Source organism: Streptomyces sclerotialus (assembly GCF_040907265.1).
Taxonomy (GTDB): domain Bacteria; phylum Actinomycetota; class Actinomycetes; order Streptomycetales; family Streptomycetaceae; genus Streptomyces; species Streptomyces sclerotialus.
The window spans coordinates 1256750-1270935 of record NZ_JBFOHP010000002.1; the positions used below are offsets into that span (position 1 = coordinate 1256750).

The window sequence follows — 14186 nt, forward strand, 5'->3', positions numbered from 1 at the left end:
GAGATGTCGACCGTGACGGTGTGCCGAGCGGAAGGTGTCAGGAGCGGGCGCCGGGCGCGGCTCAGCCCGCGTACGGGTCGGGCACCGTGCCGGGGCGAGCCAGGAAAGCGAAGTCACAGCCGGTGTCGGCCTGGGTGATCTGCTCGGCGTACAACGCGCCGTAGCCGCGCTCGTACCGCTCCGGCGGCGGGCTCCACGCGGCGCGGCGCCGTGCCAGCTCCTCGTCGGACACGTCCAGGCGCAGAACGCGCGCCGCGACGTCAAGGCTGATCAGGTCGCCGGTGCGGACCAGCGCGAGCGGCCCGCCGACGTAGGACTCCGGCGCCACGTGGAGCACGCAGGTGCCGTAACTGGTGCCGCTCATCCGGGCGTCGGAGATCCGTACCATGTCCCGGACGCCCTGCTTGAGGAGGTGGTCGGGGATCGGCAGCATCCCGTACTCGGGCATGCCGGGGCCGCCCTTGGGCCCGGCGTTGCGCAGCACGAGCACGTGGTCGGCGGTGATGCCGAGCGCCGGGTCGTTGATCGTGCGCTGCATCGCCCGGTAGTCGTCGAAGACGACGGCGGGGCCGGTGTGCTTCAGCAGGTGCGGCTCGGCGGCGATGTGCTTGATGACCGCGCCGTCCGGGCAGAGGTTGCCGCGCAGCACCGCCACGCCGCCTTCGGCCGCGACCGGGTTGGCGCGGGTGCGGATGACGTCGTCGTTGTGCACCCGGGCACCGGCGAGCTGTTCCCGCATGCTCGGGTGGGCGACGGTGGGCCGGTCCAGGTGGAGCAGGTCGGTGATCCGGGAGAGGAAGCCGGGCAGGCCGCCGGCGAAATGGAAGTCCTCCATCAGGTACGGGCCGCCGCCGGGGCGGACGTTGGCGAGCACCGGCACCTCGCGGGCGAGACGGTCGAAGTCGTCCAGGGTGAGCCGGACACCGGCCCGCCCGGCCATCGCGATCAGATGGATCACGGCGTTGGTCGAGCCGCCGAGCCCGAGGACGGTGGTGACCGCGTCCGCGAAGGCCTCGGCGGTCAGCAGATGCGACAGCCGTAAGTCCCGGCGGACCAGGTCGACGATCCGGAGGCCGGACGCCGCGGCCATCCGGTCGTGCCCGGAGTCGACGGCCGGGATCGAGGAGGCGCCGGGCACGGTGACGCCCAGCGCCTCGGCGGCCGCGGTCAGCGTGGACGCGGTGCCCATGGTCATGCAGTGGCCCGGCGAGCGGGCGAGCCCGCTCTCCAGCTCGGCCAGCTCGCAGTCGCCGATGATCCCGGCACGCTTGTCGTCCCAGTACTTCCACATGTCGGTTCCGGAGCCGAGCGTCTCGCCGCGCCAGTGCCCGGGGAGCATCGGCCCGGCAGGCACGAAGACGGTGGGCAGGTCGGCGCTGGCGGCGCCCATCAGCAGCGCGGGCGTGGACTTGTCGCAGCCGCCGAGCAGCACCGCGCCGTCCACCGGGTACGAGCGCAGCAGCTCCTCGGTCTCCATCGCCAGCATGTTGCGGTACAGCATCGGCGTGGGCTTCTGGAAGGTCTCGCTGAGCGTGGCGACCGGGAACTCCAGCGGGAAGCCGCCGGCCTGCCACACCCCGCGCTTGACGGCCTGCGCGCGGTCACGCAGGTGCTGGTGGCAGGGGTTGATGTCGGACCAGGTGTTGAGGATCGCGATGACGGGCTTGCCGAGGTGCTCCTCGGGCAGGTAGCCGAGCTGCCGGGTGCGGGCGCGGTGGCTGAAGGAGCGCAGGCCTTCGGTGCCGTACCACTGGTGGCTTCTGAGCTCCTCCGGGCGTCTCATACCGACCACCCGGCGGCGATGGCGGCGACCTCGGCGCGCTCGCCCTCGGGCAGCGGCCTGCTCGGCGGGCGGACGTCGCGGCGGCACAGGCCGAGCGAGGCCAGCGCCTCCTTGACCACGGTCACGTTGTTGGCGGAGCCGTTCGCGCCGCGCAGCTCCTCGAAGCGGCGGATCTGCTCCCAGATCTTCATGGCGGCCGGGTAGTCGCCGCTCCGGAGGGCTTCGAGCATGTTCAGCGACACGGCCGGTGCGACGTTCACCAGCCCGGAGGTGAAGCCGGTGGCACCGGCCGAGAAGTACGAGGGGGCGTACGGCTCGGCGAGGCCCGCGACCCACACGAAGCGGTCGAGCCCTGCGTCCCGCGCGAAGGCGGCGAAGTGTGCCGCGTCCGGGACGGCGTACTTCACACCGATGACGTTGGGGCAGGCGTCGGCGAGTTCGGCGAGCCGGCCGCCGCACAGGGCCGCGTTGCGGAGGTAGGGAACGACGCCCAGCTCGGGTACGGCCTCGGCGATCGCCCGGTGGTAGTCGACCCAGCCGTCCTCCGAGACGTAGGGGTGGACGGGCTGGTGCACCATCACCAGCTGGGCACCGGCGTCGCGGGCGTGCCGCGCCGAGGCCACGGCGGTCGGCACGTCGTGGCCGATCCCGGCCAGGACGGTGGCCCGGCCCGCCGCCTCCTCGACGGTCAGCTCGGTGACGGCGCGGCGTTCGTCGGGGGTGAGGGCGTAGAACTCGCCGGTGTTGCCGTTCGGTGTGAGGGTGCGGACGCCGCCGTCGAGCAGCCGGCGGAGCAGGGCGCGGTGGGCTTCGGTGTCGAGGGCGCCGGTCGCCGTGAAGGGGGTGACCGGAATGGCCACGACGTCGGCGAGCGCCGCACGGTGGGCCTCGAATGCGGTCGCTGTCATGCCTGCGCTCCTTCTCCGGCGGGGGTCTCGTCCGTCGCGGGGAAGGCCCGCTCGACGAAGGAGGCGATGTGGGCGTGGACCGCGCGGGCCGCACCGTCGGCGTCGCCGTCCATGGCCAGCCGGAGGATCTCCTCGTGCTCGGCGGCCTCCCGCTCCCAGGAGGGCACGGCGGCCCAGGCGACGGTCGACACGAGCGCTGCCTGGTCACGGACCTCGTCGAGCATCCGGGCCAGCAGCGGGTTGCCGCAGGGCAGGTAGAGCGCGCGGTGGAAGTCGCGGTTGGCGAGCGACCGGTCGGCCGGGTCGGCGGCCTCGGCGGCCCGGGTCAGCGCCGTACGGGCGGCCTCGACGGAGGCGGCGCCGCGTACGGTGCGGCGGACCGCCTCCGGCTCCAGCAGCAGCCGCACGTCGTAGACCTCGCGTGCCATGGCCGCGTCGACCATGCGCACGGTGGCGCCCTTGTACTGGCTCATGATCACGAGGCCGGTGCCCGCGAGGGTCTTCAGCGCTTCGCGTACGGGCGTCTTGGACACCCCGTACTGGGCCGCGAGTTCGGTTTCGACCAGCGACTGTCCCGGGCTCAACTGCCCGGTGAGGATGCGGTGTTTGATCGCTTCGAGCACGTACTGCGTGCGGGAAGGGATCGGGGCGGGGGCGAAAGTCATGGGCGGCCGCTCTCAGCTCTCATATCTCGCGCATCACGTCTCATATATGACGTATGAAGTACGACGCGATGAAGCTAGAGCGCCCCAAGGGGTTCGTCAACGCTTCTGACAGAGAACGGGGAGAGAGCGGCCGCCCCGCGGCCTACTGCCCTGCTACGAGGGTCAGTTGTACGAGATGTCGGACGTCGAGTAGCGGCAGTACGTGCCGTCCGGGCCGCTGCCCGTCTCGACCGGCTCGTCACCGTCGTCGTTGCCCGTGTAGCGCACGCACGGCTTGATCTTCTTGCTGCTGTCGCCGTGGATCCGGATGCTCTTCAGCGTCGCGGTGTCGCCGTAGTTGGTGTTGATGCCGACCAGGGACTTGCCCGGGGCCGTCACGTCCACGTTGCTGACGCTGATGGTGCGCTTGTACTGGGTCGAGCAGTTGCCGCAGCTGCGGACGAGCTTGCCGAAGTCGGAGACCTGGAAGCCGCTGATGTTCAGCTTGCCCGCGCCGTTGAACTGGAAGACCTTGTCGTCGGCCTTCTTCGCGCCGCCGCCGGTGACCGTGTAGGTCGCGCCGGAGGAGGTGCCCTTGAAGGAGGCGGCGTCCTCGCCGACATCCTCCCACCAGACGTTCTGCAGCGTGCAGGAGCCCGAGCAGTGCACGCCGTCGGCGGCCGGCGAGCCGATGACGACGTTCTTGAGCACGGCCCCGTCCTTCAGCTTGAAGATCGGGTCCTGGCCCTCGTCCTGGCCGTCACCGCCCAGGTCACCGCTGCCGTAGAAGCGCTTGAGCCCCCCGTCGTACGTGCCGGAGACCTCGATGGTCTTGCTGACGGCCTGGCTGCCGCCGGGCGTCGGCCAGTCCGCGGCGGCGTTCGCCGTACCCGTCAGCGTCGTCGTGAGGAGCGCCGCGCCGGTCAGCCCGGCCGCGGCGACGCCGCCGAGCACCGCCCTGCGGCGGCCGATGGTCCTGCGGTGGCGGCCGGCGGGCCGCTGTGCTGATGTCATGTCCCGTTTCCTTCGGTGGGGGTGAGACCTACGCCGTGCTGTCGCCACCGGAGGCGGAAGGGGTTGCCGGAAGCCGGGAAGTTTTTCCTCCCGGCCTGTCTCAGTCGCGGCGCGGCGCGAAGTCGCCGTGCACCGATGCCCGTTCCCCGCCGTACCGCGCGGTGGCCGCGTAGCTGTCGGCGGCGGCGTCCCGGCCGCCGGGCGCGTGGTCGTACTGCCCCGCGAAGACATGCCGGCCGGCGGGCACCGTACGGCCGTCCTTCAGCGTCCAGCGGTAGACGAGAAAGCCGCCCTCGGTCCCGGTGGTGAAGGTGAAGTCGCGTGCGGGCAGTGTGCGCCACGCGCCGGTCGGCCGCACGCCTTCGGTACGCGCGACGCGCAGCTCCACGGTGAGCGAGGTCAGCCGCTTCGCCGTCTGGACGGTGACATTGCTCTGGGCCCAGTAATCGTTGCTGTGCGGGTCCACGGAGCCGTCGCTCCACAGCGGGCCGTCCTCGGTGCGGAGGGCGGGCGGCGGGCCGCCGCGCCCGGACGTACCGGGCGAGGCACCGTGCGAGGGCGGAGCGGTGTGCGAGGGCTGAGCGGTGTGTGCGGGCGGAGCGACGTGCAGGGCTTCGCCCCCGCGGTCGGGCAGCATCGCGGACACGCCGTAGCCGCCGGCCGCCAGCACCCCGGCGACGGCCGCTGTCGCGCCCGCGATCCGCAGCCACGGCGCCGTCCGGCCGGAGCGCTGCGGGGCCCGCTCCCCGGGCGTTGCCATACCGCGCTCGACCCGGGCCAGCATCCGCTCCCGGTCCGGGCGGTGGGCCGCGGCGGCCTGCCGCAGCTGTCGGCCCAGCTGGTCCATCACGTCCTCCTGGCGACGAGTTCCCCGGCGGCGCGGGCCCCCAGCAGCCGTTCCAGCTGCGCCATCCCCTTGGAGGTCTGGCTCTTCACCGTACCGACCGAGATGCCGAGGGCGAGCGCGGTTTCCCGTTCGGACAGGTCGAATGCGTGCCGCAGCACGACACAGGCCCGCTTGCGGAACGGCAGGGTGCGCAGTGCCTGCTGCACGTCGACGACGGCGGGCACGTCCGGCGCGTCGGCGTGCTCGGAGCACTGCGCCCAGAAGAGGGCGATCCGGCGGCGTTCGCGGATCGCGCTGCGGATGTGGCTGCGGGCCAGGTTGGCGACGACTCCCCGGGCGTACGCGGCGGGGTGGTCGGCGGCGCGTACCCGGTCCCAGCGGTGCCAGAGCGCGACCAGCGCGTCCGCCGCCAGATCGTCGGCGCCTTCGGTGTCACCGGTCAGCAGCCGTGCGAGCCGGGCGAGTTCGGCGTAGTACCGCTCGAAGAACGCGCGGAACTCCACGGCGGCGTCGGGGCGCCCCGTCGGCTGCTCCACCGCCCAGGTCACCTGTCCCGCGCCTGGATCGCCGCGGAGGTCAGTCCTTGCCCGACCGTTCACCCACGTCTCCCCTGTTCGAGATGTCGGTCACTAAGCGGAATCGCGAACACAGGCTAGAGGCATGCGCGACGCCGGGCAACGGCCGGGACGGGACGGACCGGAGTGGTGACACCGCAGACCACGGATGGCCGAAAACAGCGGCCCGGAACGGCCGTTGGGCGGCAACCCTTCTGCGCCCGGCTCCCACCGGAGCACACGGGAACACTCCCACACCCCCCAGCCACCGCAGGAGGCACCATGCAGCAGCCGCCCCTTCCCGGCCACCGCCACCGGCACAGACCACGGAGCGACCGCCGGCGCGCCCTGGTCACCGCCGTGGTGGCCGGCACGCTCGCCGCCGCGGGGCTCGCCGCGCTGCCGGACACCGCGTCCGCGGCGCCCGCCCGGCAGGCCGAGCAGCTCGACCGCGGCGTGGTCAGCGTCCACACCGGCAACGGCAACCTGGTCAGCTGGCGCTGGCTGGGCACCGACCCGGACAACGTCTCCTTCAACGTCTACCGGGCCGGCACGAAGGTCAACTCCTCCCCCGTCACCGGCTCGACGAACTACTTCCACGCCGGTGCGCCCGAGCAGGCCGACTACACCGTCCGCGCGGTCGTGAACGGCGTGGAGCAGGGCGACTCCGTGCACGCCGTGCAGTTCCGCGCCGGCTACAAGGACGTACCGATCACACCGCCGGCGGGCGGCACCACACCGGACGGCGTGGCGTACACCTACGAGGCCAACGACGCGTCGGTGGGCGACCTGGACGGGGACGGCGCGCTGGACTTCGTCCTGAAGTGGCAGCCCACCAACGCCAAGGACAACTCCCAGTCCGGCTACACCGGCAACACGATCGTGGACGGCATCAGGCTCGACGGCACCCGGCTGTGGCGCGTCGACCTGGGCCGCAACATCCGCTCCGGCGCGCACTACACCCAGTTCCAGGTGTACGACTACGACGGCGACGGCCAGGCCGAGGTCGCCATGAAGACGGCGGACGGCACCGTCGACGGACAGGGGAAGGCGATCGGCACCGCCTCCGCCGACCACCGCAACAGCAGTGGGTACGTGCTGTCCGGACCGGAGTACCTGACCATGTTCAACGGCCGGACGGGCGCCGCGATGGGCACCACCGACTACGTGCCCGCGCGCGGCAACGTCGCCTCCTGGGGCGACAGTTACGGCAACCGCGTGGACCGGTTCCTCGCCGGGACCGCCTACCTGGACGGCACCCGGCCCTCGCTGATCATGGCGCGCGGCTACTACACCCGCAGTGTGATCGCGGCCTGGGACTGGCGGAACGGCGCCTTCACCCGCCGCTGGACCTTCGACACCGACTCCTCCACCAACAAGGGCAAGGGCTACGACGGACAGGGCTCGCACAGCCTCTCCGTCGGCGACGTGGACGGCGACGGCAAGGACGAGATCGTCTACGGCTCGATGACGGTGGACGACAACGGCAGCGGGCTGTGGACCGCGAGGACCGGGCACGGTGACGCCCAGCACCTCGGCGACCTCGACCCGGGCACGGCGGGCCTGGAGTACTTCAAGGTCTCCGAGTCCACCGGCCAGCCCGCCGAGCTGTACCTCGACCCGAAGAACGGCTCGGTCCGCTGGAAGCTCGCCGCCTGCTGCGACAACGGGCGCGGCGTGGCCGGTGACATCTGGTCCGGCAACGACGGCGCCGAAGTGTGGTCCGCGTCCGACACCTCCGTACGGGACGAGGCGGGCGCCGCCAAGGGCCGTGAGCCGTCCTCGGCGAACTTCCTCAGCTGGTGGGACGGTGACACCACCCGGGAACTCCTCGACGGCACCCGCATCGACAAGTACGGCACGGGCGGCGAGACCCGCCTGCTGACCGGCGCGTCGGTGTCCGCCAACAACGGCACCAAGGCGACCCCGGTGCTGTCCGGCGACATCCTCGGCGACTGGCGCGAGGAGGTCGTCTGGCGCACCTCCGACAACCGCAACCTGCGGATCTACTCCACACCGCACGAGACCAGCACCAAAATCACCACCCTGCTGCACGACACCATGTACCGCACCGGCCTGGCCTGGCAGAACTCCGGCTACAACCAGCCGCCGCACCCGAGCTTCTTCCTCGGCAACGGCATGGCGACCGCGCCCCGCCCGCAGATCACCACGCCGTAGGCCGTACCGGACACCCTCACCGCACGGTGTCGTCCGGCAGCAGGTGCTGTGCCCGCAGTGCGTCCCGCACGAGCGCCGCGTACACCGTGGCGCCGTGCGTCGACGTGTGCGTGTTGTCACGCGCCTCGGCGGTCAGGTACAGCGCCTTGGAGGCCTCCGTGCCCAGCGACTCGACGAGCTGCTTGGTCCGCGCGGTGAGGTCGATCAGCGGTACGCCGAGGTCGGCGGCGACGCTCCTGATCACCGCGGGGTGGTCCACGCCCAGGCCGTTGACCAGCAGCGCGGTGGGGTTGTTCAGCGTGCCGTCGGCGTTGAACCAGCGGCGCACGATCGGGGTCACCAGGACGGGGCGGCCGCCACGGGCGCGGACGCGGTCGACCATGGCGGTGAGACGGGTGCGGTAGGTGGTCTCGTCGGTCTGCTTGTCGTTGTGGGCGAGCTGGACGAGGACGAGGTCGCCGCGGTGGATGCGGGCCTCGACGGTGTCGAAGAACCGCGGGTCGGCGAGGTAGGAGACGGTGCTCTCGCCGGAGTCGGCGTGGTTGGCGACGACGGCGCCCCGGCGCAGGTACTGCGGCAGCTGCTGGCCCCACCCGGCGTACGGCGCGCCCGCCTGGTCGCAGACGGTCGAGTCGCCGACGAGCAGGACCTTGCGCGCCGAGCGGGCAGGGGCCGGGGTGACACGGATGCCGGCGAGGGCCGGGGCCGCGCCGCCGAAGGTGAGGTCGAGGCCGGGGCTGCCGGTGGCGCCGGCCGGCTCGCCCTCGGGCGTGCGGACGTCGACGGTGAAGGACCGGCGGACCGTACGGCCCGCCGCGGTGGCCGTCTCCGGCAGCATCGCGCGGCGGGTCTCGGCGGTGACGGAGGTGCGCGCCGCCGCCCCGCCGCCGAGCAGTACCGACACGTCGTACGTGCCCGGCGGCACGTCGAAGTGGCAGCTGATCCCGGCGGCTCCGGTCGTGCAGGGGCCGTGGGGCGCGGCGGCCCGCGCCGGGGCGGCGGTCAGGCCGCCGACGGCGAGGGCCGCCACCAGGGCGCACAGCGCGGTACGTCGCGCACGGCTCATCTGGGCTCCCCCAGCAGCGCCAGGTTCTCGATGGCGGCGAGGCCGTAGAGGGCGGTGTCGTTGGTGGAGACCCAGGCCGCCTCGCTGCCGGGGACGAGGGCGGCAGGGCCCGACACCTTCTCCGTCTTCCACGGTGCGGACTCGGTGTAGCCGTCGGAGCGGAGGAACTTGTCCCATGCGCGCTGGGCGAGCTTCTCGTCCCCCGTGCGGCGGGCCGCGTACGCGTCGAGCCGCGAGTGGCCCTGGAAGAGGATCAGGCTGCCGAAGTCGGTGCCGTAGCGGGCCTTCTGCTCGGCCTTGGTGGCGTTGAAGTAGCGGCAGTAGTCGAGGTAGGCCTGCTCGAACTTCTCGTTGTCGACCAGGTCGATCAGCTCGGCACACAGCTCGTTGAGGCCGAAGACCGCGGAGAGGTGGGAGACGCTCACGGCCGGCTTCTCCGCGACGGCGAACTTCCCGGTGTCCAGGTCGTACAGCCCGCTGCCCTGCACGAAGCCGTTGGGCTGGGCCGCGATCGTCTCCATCGTGGAGAGCACCCGCGCCCTGGCCTTGCGCCACTTGGGCCCGCGCCGTTCCCACTCCGTCAGCCAGGCCGACACCAGGCCCGACCAGTCGGTGCCGAAGCCGATGGAGAGGGCGTGCCGGTCGGGCTTGTAGTCGGGGTCGGGGCGTACCTTGCGCTGCGGGTCGAGGACGAGGAACGTCTCGTCGGAGTCGACGTTGGCGTGCATCAGGTCGCCGACCCGCTCGTCGGCGGTGAGGAAGTAGTAGAAGCGGCGGTAGGTGGTGTTGGCGATGCGCTGCTGCTTGGCGCTGTCGGCGTAGTGCTGGACACCGTGCCGGGTGCCCAGGCCCGCCCACTTGCCGAGGTGGTAGACGTCGACCTCGCCGGTGTGCCGGGTCATGGCCTCGGCGAAGCGGAAGATGTCGGCACGCCCGGAGCGCAGGTAGGCGTACCAGAGCCAGAGGTCGGGCGAGAGCTCGGAGTTGTCCCAGGCGTATCCGCCGACGTCGTAGCGCCACTGGTGGCGGGCCGTGTCGTAGGAGTGCATCACGTCGCCGTGGTCCCAGAAGCCGTACCAGCGCCGCTGCTCCACCTGGTCCTGGTAGTAGGTGAAGAGGAAGTCGAGGTGGTCCTCGATCTTCGCCTTGGCGGGGGTGGAGCGGTCCGGCTCGGCGTAGAGGCCGGGTCCGAACACCCCGGCGGTGATGAACTGCCGCGGCGGAGCGCTCAGTTGGGGCGGCGTGCGGACGGCTTCGACCTGCCGCGCGAGCGTGTCGGCGGCGGGGGTGGCGTCGTGCGCCCAGAAGAGGAGCTCGCTGGTGCGGGCGATGCCGTACGGCGTGCCGAACTCCGGCTCGTAGTCCTCGTAGGTGATGTTGAGGCCTTCGAGCTGTTCGGCGTAGGTGTCCTGGCCCATGCCGTCGTGGTAGAAGCGCAGGTCCATGGGCTGGGCCTCGGGCGACCACAGCCAGAGGGTGACCTCGGCCTCCTCGGTCTGCGCGCCGCGGATGTCGAGTCCGGCCGGGTGCTTCTCCCAGAAGTCGCGCAGCCCGAAGGAGAGTCCGCCGCTCGCCCCGCCCACGTAACCGAATCCCGAGGCCCGGCGCCCGCCGCCGGCCGGGATCCAGCCGTGGCCCTTCTTGGTGCGCTTGCGGAGGGTGAAGCCGTCGGCGGAGAGCTGGGAGAGGGTGTAGTCGCCCCACTCGGGGATGAGGTGCAGCCGGCTGGTGACCCGCTGGTCCCAGGTGGCCGGGTCGGGCAGCTTCTTCCCCTCGAACTGGGCGGTCTGCACGGCGGCGCCCGGGTCGCGGCGCAGCCCGGTGATGCCCTTGACCGCCTCGCGCAGCAGGCCGGTGCCGTCGCCGCCGATGCGGATGTGCCGGTCGTACGCCGCGTCGCGCATCGGCACGGTGAAGCGCACGCCGAGCCCGCGGATGAAGTCCCCGCTCGCCTTGCCGGGCTCCTGCTTCCCGTCGTACGTGATCGTGTGGACCATGCGGAACGACTCGGCGCCCGCGTAGAAGTACAGCCGGACGGAGAACGGGAGCCAGGACCGGTTGCCGCGGCGGTGCTTGCCGTCGATCCGGACGACCGCCCGGACCGGCCCGTCCTGCTCGACCGTCACGTCGCCGATCGCGCTCTCGAAGCGCTCGTACTTCTCGGTGCCCTGGTCGCCGTCCCCGATCTCGCCCTGGCGCAGCAGGACCAGCCGGCCGTCCTTGGCGATCTCGGTGGCGCCCCGGCGGACGGACTTCACGAGCGTGGCGCCGCTCGTGCCGATCCGGGCCGTGATCACACCCGTGGAGACGTCGACGGTGCCGCCCTTGCGCGCTGCGGTGACCTTCTCCGCGGGCGCCGCGGGGGTACCGGCCTCGATCGTGTACTTCTCCGCGGCGGACTGCGGTCCCACGGCGTGCGCGGTCCACTTCAGGGAGCCGTCGGGCCAGTACGCCAGCGGCCAGGTCTGTACGGGCACGGCCTTGCCGCCGCCGTCGGTGAGCGTGAACGTCTGGTCCGCCTCGTACGCGCCCTTGGGCCAGGGCACGCCGACGGTCGAGCCCGGCGCCGCGCCGAGGCCGCCGTCCTCCAGCCAGGTCAGCTCGACGGGGCCGCCGGCGGCCCGCTTGCCGGGCCCGTCGGCGGCGGCTGCCGGGACACTGCCGAGGGCCCAGCTGAACTGGGCGGCGGCACCGGCGACGGCGGCCGCCTTCAGGATCGCTCTGCGGGGGATCGGAGACATCGTTGTGCCTTTCCGTTCGCTAGGGGGTGACCGAAGGGTCGACAGCGGTGGCGGTGCGGCCCGCCGGGGTCCGACGCCGCCCGTACCGTTCCTCCACGGCGAGCGCCGCCGCGGCGAGTGCGCCGAGCACCGGGACGGCCAGCGGCGGGCTGAACCAGGCCGAGACGGCGACCACGGCCATCCCGCACACCAGAAGGAAGGACCCGGCCGGGTCGAGGACCGTGCGCCGGCCCGCGGCGGTGAGCAGCACCCGCCAGGACGCACCGGGTTCCCAGGCCGCGGCCGCCCGCAGGCCCGTCACGGCGGCCCCGCACAGCGCGAGGACGCCGGCCACGCCCACCAGCGGACCCCCGGGCAGGCCGTTGCGTACCGCCTCCAGGTCCAGCCGGATCAGCCAGCAGGCCGACCAGCCGCCGGCACCGACCACCCAGCCCTTGCGGGCGGCAGCCCGTGCGTCGGCCGCGAACTGCCGGAAGCCGGACGGCTGATGGCTCGTGTACCGCCGCAGGTGACGGGCGCCCGCCGCGAACGCCGCCGGGTAGGTGACCAGCGGCACCGCGGCCAGGCCGATCCACACCCCGGTCAGCAGCATCTCGGCGAAGAGCCCGAACCGCTCCCGGAAACGGGACTCCGTCATGGTCAGCCCTTCAGTCCGGACGTCGCCATGCCGTCGATCAGATACCGCTGGAAGGCGAGGAAGAAGGCCAGCACGGGCAGCAGCGCCACCAGCGCCATCGCGATCATGCCGCCGTAGTTGGCCACGCCCTCCTGGTCCCGGAACATCATCATCCCGAGCGAGACGGTGTACTTGCCCGGCTCGTTGAGGTAGATCAGCGGGCCCATGAAGTCGTTCCAGGCGTTGATGAACGTGAAGATCGCGCTGGTGATGAGGGCCGGGCGGCACAGCGGCAGCACGACGGACCAGTAGATCCGCAGGTGCCCGCAGCCGTCGAGGCGGGCCGCCTCGTCCAGTTCGCGCGGCAGGTTGCGCATGAACTGGACCATCAGGAAGACGAAGAACGCCTCAGTGGCCAGGTACTTCCCGATCAGCAGCGGCACATAGGTGTTGATCAGTTCGAGCTTCTGGAACATCACGTACTGCGGGATCAGCAGCACGTGGTACGGCAGCAGCAGCGTGCCGATCATCAGCGTGAACATCAGCTTCCGCCCGGCGAACCGGATCTTGGCGAACGCGTACGCCGTCAGCGACGCCGAGATGAGCACACCGACGACGGAACCCACCGCGTAGAACAGTGAGTTGCCGAAGAACGTGGCGATCGGGATGTCCGCGATCCCGTCCGCCAGACCGCGGAAGTTGTCCAGGACGGGACGGACCGGGAACAGCTCCAGGCTGCCGACGATCTCGGCGCTGGGCTTGAACGCGGCACCGATGACCCACACCACCGGATAGAGGACGACCGCGAGGACCGTCAGGGCACCGAGGTGCCAGGCGATGCCGGCGCGCCGGCGGGACGTACCGATGGCGCTCACCGGGCTGCCTCCTCGTAGTGGACCCACCGCTTCTGGGACCAGAACAGCACCGCCGTCACCAGTGCCACGGCGAGCAGCAGCATCCAGGCCATCGCGGAGGCGAATCCCATCTGAGCCTCCTTGAAGCCCTTCTGGTACAGGTAACAGGTGTAGACAAGGGCCGAGTCGGCCGGGCCGCAGGTGGCGTTGGAGACCACGTACGCCGAGCCGAAGATCTGGAAGGCGTGGATGGTCTCCAGCAGGACGTTGAAGAACAGCACCGGCGAGATCATCGGCAGGGTGACGCTCCAGAACCGCCGCAGCGGTCCCGCGCCGTCCACCGCCGCCGCCTCGTACAGCTCACGCGGCACCTGCTTGAGCCCGGCCAGGAAGATGACCATGGGGGCGCCGAACTGCCACACGGTGAGCGCCGCCAGACTGTAGAGCACCCACTCCGGGTCGCCGACCCAGCCGCCCACGTGCAGGCCGAGGAAGGACTGCGCGCGGTCGACGATCGCGTCGTCGGAGAAGAGCGCGCGCCAGACGAAGCCGACGGTGACGCTCGCGCCGATGAGCGAGGGGGCGTAGAAGGCGGCCCGGTAGAAGCCCTGCCCCCGCCCGTTCCGGGCGAGCAGCAGCGCCACGCCGAGCGCGAGCAGCAGCTTCAGCGGCGTGCCGATGACCACGTACTCGGCGGTGACCTCGACCGACTTGCGCCACCGCGGGTCGGCGAACATCTGCGTGAAGTTGTCCAGGCCGATCCACGACGGGGTGTTGAAGAGGTTGTAGTCGGTGAACGCGAAGTAGAGCGAGGCGATCATCGGTCCCGCGGTGAGCAGGAGGAACCCCGCGATCCAGGGGGACATGAAGAGGTAGCCCGCGAGGTTGTCGCGGCGGTCGCGCCGCCGCAGGGCGGCCGGGGCCGCGGGGTGCCGCGTCCGCACGCGGCCGGGTGGAGCCTTGACGAGCGTCACTGCGCTT

General features: G+C 71.8%; 12 protein-coding genes. 1 reads left to right on the plus strand and 11 read right to left on the minus strand.

Annotated elements, in window-relative coordinates; translation table 11 throughout:
- Positions 1–61: 61 nt before the first annotated feature.
- The 6 genes from araD to AAC944_RS05680 form a co-directional block, all read right to left on the minus strand.
- The gene (araD, locus tag AAC944_RS05655; protein WP_030611220.1) at positions 62–1783 is read right to left on the minus strand and encodes an L-arabinonate dehydratase; all 1722 of its coding nucleotides are present in this window, start codon (positions 1781–1783) and stop codon (positions 62–64) included.
- Positions 1780–2691 (minus strand): dihydrodipicolinate synthase family protein, encoded by a 912-nt coding sequence (locus AAC944_RS05660; protein WP_030611218.1) that lies wholly within the window; start codon positions 2689–2691, stop codon positions 1780–1782. Before AAC944_RS05660 ends, araD begins: the two co-directional genes overlap by 4 nt.
- Positions 2688–3356 (minus strand): GntR family transcriptional regulator, encoded by a 669-nt coding sequence (locus AAC944_RS05665; RefSeq protein WP_030611215.1) that lies wholly within the window; start codon positions 3354–3356, stop codon positions 2688–2690. The genes AAC944_RS05660 and AAC944_RS05665 overlap by 4 nt, the downstream gene beginning before the upstream one ends.
- A gap of 162 nt (positions 3357–3518) precedes the next feature.
- Positions 3519–4349: a pectate lyase gene (locus AAC944_RS05670; protein ID WP_030611212.1), complete on the minus strand. Its 831-nt coding sequence runs from the start codon at positions 4347–4349 to the stop codon at positions 3519–3521.
- Between the two features lie 100 nt (positions 4350–4449).
- A complete protein-coding gene (locus AAC944_RS05675; RefSeq protein ID WP_030611209.1) occupies positions 4450–5196 on the minus strand; it encodes a hypothetical protein in 747 nt (248 codons plus the stop codon).
- Positions 5196–5732, minus strand: a complete 537-nt coding sequence (locus AAC944_RS05680; protein WP_030611206.1) for a SigE family RNA polymerase sigma factor — start codon at positions 5730–5732, stop codon at positions 5196–5198. Before AAC944_RS05680 ends, AAC944_RS05675 begins: the two co-directional genes overlap by 1 nt.
- Before the next feature lie 300 nt (positions 5733–6032).
- Between AAC944_RS05680 and AAC944_RS05685 the strand changes: the two genes are divergently transcribed.
- Positions 6033–7928, plus strand: coding sequence for a rhamnogalacturonan lyase (locus tag AAC944_RS05685; protein ID WP_030611204.1), 1896 nt, complete (start codon positions 6033–6035; stop codon positions 7926–7928).
- 16 nt (positions 7929–7944) lie between these two features.
- Here the strand turns inward: AAC944_RS05685 and AAC944_RS05690 are convergent, their stop codons facing one another.
- Genes AAC944_RS05690 through AAC944_RS05710 form a run of 5 tightly spaced genes read right to left on the minus strand, consistent with a single transcriptional unit; the run spans position 7945 to position 14179 of the window.
- A complete protein-coding gene (locus AAC944_RS05690) occupies positions 7945–8994 on the minus strand; it encodes a rhamnogalacturonan acetylesterase (RefSeq protein WP_037771702.1) in 1050 nt (349 codons plus the stop codon).
- Positions 8991–11735, minus strand: coding sequence for an exo-rhamnogalacturonan lyase family protein (locus AAC944_RS05695; protein WP_030611198.1), 2745 nt, complete (start codon positions 11733–11735; stop codon positions 8991–8993). Before AAC944_RS05695 ends, AAC944_RS05690 begins: the two co-directional genes overlap by 4 nt.
- A gap of 19 nt (positions 11736–11754) precedes the next feature.
- Positions 11755–12372, minus strand: a complete 618-nt coding sequence (locus AAC944_RS05700; protein ID WP_051871544.1) for a hypothetical protein — start codon at positions 12370–12372, stop codon at positions 11755–11757.
- A gap of 2 nt (positions 12373–12374) precedes the next feature.
- Positions 12375–13226: a carbohydrate ABC transporter permease gene (locus AAC944_RS05705; protein WP_368396914.1), complete on the minus strand. Its 852-nt coding sequence runs from the start codon at positions 13224–13226 to the stop codon at positions 12375–12377.
- Positions 13223–14179 carry a carbohydrate ABC transporter permease gene (locus AAC944_RS05710; RefSeq protein WP_030611178.1) on the minus strand — a complete coding sequence of 319 codons (957 nt, stop codon included), beginning with the start codon at positions 14177–14179 and terminating at the stop codon, positions 13223–13225. Before AAC944_RS05710 ends, AAC944_RS05705 begins: the two co-directional genes overlap by 4 nt.
- Positions 14180–14186: the final 7 nt, after the last annotated feature.